General features: G+C 76.4%; 1 protein-coding gene and 1 pseudogene. One reads left to right on the top strand and one right to left on the bottom strand.

All coding sequences use genetic code 11. The features are described 5' to 3' along the window. Positions 1 to 93 (bottom strand): annotated as a pseudogene (locus AB0K92_RS33485) (type A2 lantipeptide); the annotation flags it as partial. Between AB0K92_RS33485 and AB0K92_RS33480 the strand changes: the two are divergent. Continuing rightward, positions 58 to 3283: Rne/Rng family ribonuclease (locus AB0K92_RS33480; protein WP_365929041.1), on the top strand; the 3226-nt coding region annotated here is incomplete at its 3' end. The pseudogene AB0K92_RS33485 and the gene AB0K92_RS33480 sit on opposite strands and share 36 nt — an antisense overlap.

Here is a 3283-nt window from a genome sequence, read left to right as displayed (position 1 = left end):
GCCGGAGACCGGGGCGACGCCGTCCACCAGGCCGGTGACGGTGCCCAGCGAGTTCACGTGCAGGCCGCCGGAGACGTTGTCGAGCTCGGCGTCGAGGCGCCCGCCGAGGCCGCGCCCGCCGCCGAGGAGGCCGCGCCGCGGCGTACCCGCCGCCGGGCCACGCGCCGGGTGTCCGCGCCCGCCGCCGAGGCCCCCGCCGACTCCGCCGGCAGCGAGACCGCCGCCGAGGAGAAGGCACCCGAGACTCCCGCCCAGGCCCAGGCCCAGGCCCCCGCCCAGGCCGAGGCGCGGCCGGAGCCCGCTCTCGCCGCCGTGCCGAAGGCCTCCGCCGCTCCCGCCGCCGAGCAGGCCGCGGAGTCCGCCGCTCCGCGTCGCCGCCGGCGTGTCGTGCGCAAGGCCGCCACCGGGTTCTCCGAGCCCGCGCCGCCGGCCGCCGCCGAGGCGCCGCAGCGTCCGGCGCGGCCCGCCGTGGCCGTGTTCCAGCCGCCGGTCTTCACCGAGCCGAGGTTCCAGACGCCGGAGCGCGCAGCCGCCGAGGCCGCCGCCGAGGCGGTGGAGGAGCCCGAGACGCCGGAGACCGCCGAGGTCGCCGAGGTCGCCGAGGCCGAGGAGTTCTCCGCCGAGCAGGCCGGCTCGCGCCGCCGTCGCCGGCGCCGCGGTGGCGCCGCCGAGGAGACCGTGACCCAGGCCGCCGAGGCGCCCGCCGAGGACGAGGAGTCCGAGGAGGAGGCCGCCGATGAGGCGGCCGACGAGTCCCACGACGGCGAGGAGACCGGCTCGCGCCGTCGCCGCCGTCGCGGTGGCCGCCGGCGCCGCCGGGGCGAGTCCGCCGAGGGCGACGCCGACGAGTTCGGCGAGGGCGAGACCGACGAGGCCGCCGCCGAGCAGGCCGCGCAGGACGCCGAGGACACCGCCGAGCAGGTCGAGGAGGACGCCGAGGAGTCGGCCGAGTCCGCCGAGTCCGCCGAGGGTGAGCAGGGCCGCGAGGAGGCCGGCGGTTCGACCGCGGGCAGCCGCCGTCGCCGTCGCCGCCGTCGCCGTGCCGGGGACACCGCCGTGGACGCCGAGCCCGGCGACGGCGACCCCGAGCGCACGGTCGTCAAGGTGCGCGAGCCGCGCAAGGCCGCCGAGCGCGAGCCGTCGGACGAGGTGCAGTCCATCAAGGGCTCGACCCGTCTGGAGGCGAAGAAGCAGCGCCGCCGCGAGGGCCGCGAGCAGGGCCGCCGCCGCGTCCCGATCATCACCGAGGCCGAGTTCCTGGCCCGCCGCGAGGCCGTCGAGCGCGTGATGGTCGTGCGCCAGCACGGCGACCGTACGCAGATCGGCGTCCTGGAGGACGGCGTGCTCGTCGAGCACTACGTCAACAAGGAGCAGGCGGTCTCGTACGTCGGGAACGTCTACCTCGGCAAGGTGCAGAACGTGCTGCCGTCGATGGAGGCCGCCTTCATCGACATCGGCAAGGGCCGCAACGCCGTGCTGTACGCCGGTGAGGTCAACTTCGAGGCGCTGGGCATGGCCAACGGCCCGCGCCGGATCGAGTCCGCGCTCAAGTCCGGCCAGTCGGTCCTCGTGCAGGTCACCAAGGACCCGATCGGCCACAAGGGCGCCCGCCTGACCAGCCAGGTCTCCCTCCCGGGCCGCTACCTCGTGTACGTGCCCGAGGGCTCGATGACCGGCATCAGCCGCAAGCTGCCCGACACCGAGCGGGCCCGGCTGAAGACCATCCTCAAGAAGATCGTCCCCGAGGACGCGGGCGTCATCGTGCGCACCGCCGCCGAGGGCGCGAGCGAGGACGAGCTGCGCCGTGACGTCGAGCGGCTCCAGGCGCAGTGGGAGGAGATCCAGAAGAAGGCGAAGAGCGGCAACGCCCCGACGCTGCTGTACGGCGAGCCGGACATGACCGTCCGGGTCGTGCGCGACATCTTCAACGAGGACTTCTCCAAGGTCATCGTCAGCGGTGACGACGCCTGGTCCACCATCCACGGCTACGTCTCGCACGTCGCGCCGGACCTCGCCGACCGCCTCCAGCGCTGGACCTCCGAGGTCGACGTCTTCGCCACGTACCGGATCGACGAGCAGCTCGCCAAGGCGCTGGACCGCAAGGTCTGGCTGCCCAGCGGCGGCTCGCTGGTGATCGACCGGACCGAGGCGATGGTCGTCATCGACGTCAACACCGGCAAGTTCACCGGCCAGGGCGGCAACCTGGAGGAGACGGTCACCAGGAACAACCTGGAGGCGGCCGAGGAGATCGTGCGCCAGCTGCGGCTGCGCGACCTCGGCGGCATCATCGTGATCGACTTCATCGACATGGTGCTGGAGTCCAACCGGGACCTGGTGCTGCGCCGCCTGCTGGAGTGCCTGGGCCGCGACCGTACGAAGCACCAGGTCGCCGAGGTGACCTCGCTGGGCCTGGTGCAGATGACCCGCAAGCGGGTCGGCCAGGGCCTGCTGGAGTCGTTCTCCGAGACCTGCGTCCACTGCAACGGGCGCGGTGTCATCGTCCACATGGAGCAGCCGTCGGCGAACGGTGGCGGCGGCAAGCGCAAGAAGCGCGCCCGCGCCGGCGCCGCCGAGCAGCCGCACGAGCACGAGGCCGCCGCGGCCGTCGCCGAGTCCGGCGTGACGGCGGAGCAGGAGGCGGAGACCGAGGCCGAGACCCCGGCCGAGGTCGCGGCGGAGGCCGCCGAGCCGGTCGCGCTGCCCGCGCCCGACTTCGCCCCGGACGAGGAGCTGTACAGCAGCGTCGCCGAGGCCGAGGCCGCGGTGTCGCGCCGGGGCCGGCGCCGGGCGAGCCGCCGGGTGTCCGCTCCGGCGGGCACGCCGCGGGCGGAGGCAGCCGTGCCCACGGCTCAGGACGTGACCGCCGCCGAGGAGGCCGCGCGCCCGCTGGTGCGCGAGCCCGCCCAGGAGGCGCACGCCGAGCCGGTGGCCGTCGAGGACCCGGTCGTCGAGGCACCCGCCGAGACGCCCGCCGCTGCCGAGACGCCCGTCGCCGAGGCGCCCGCCACCGAGGCGCCCGCCACCGAGGCGCCCGCCACCGAGGAGGCCGCGCCCAAGGGCCGTACGCGCCGTCGGGTCACCCGCAAGGTGTCCGCGCCGGCCGGTTCGCCCGCGGCGGCGGAGGCGGCCGTGGTGACCGTCCCGGAGCCCTCCGCGAAGGCCGCCGCACAGCCCGCAGCGGACGCCGCGGACGCCGCGCGGACCGCGCCGGCCGCCGAGGCTCCCGCCGAGCCCGCCGCCGAGGTGTCCGCCGAGCCCGCCCCGCCGGCCCGTCCGCGGCGCC

The sequence above is a fragment of the Streptomyces sp. NPDC052687 genome, assembly GCF_040678395.1.
Taxonomy (GTDB): domain Bacteria; phylum Actinomycetota; class Actinomycetes; order Streptomycetales; family Streptomycetaceae; genus Streptomyces.
Note: the sequence above shows the minus strand (reverse complement) of the source record. Positions and strands in the feature narration are given on the sequence as shown.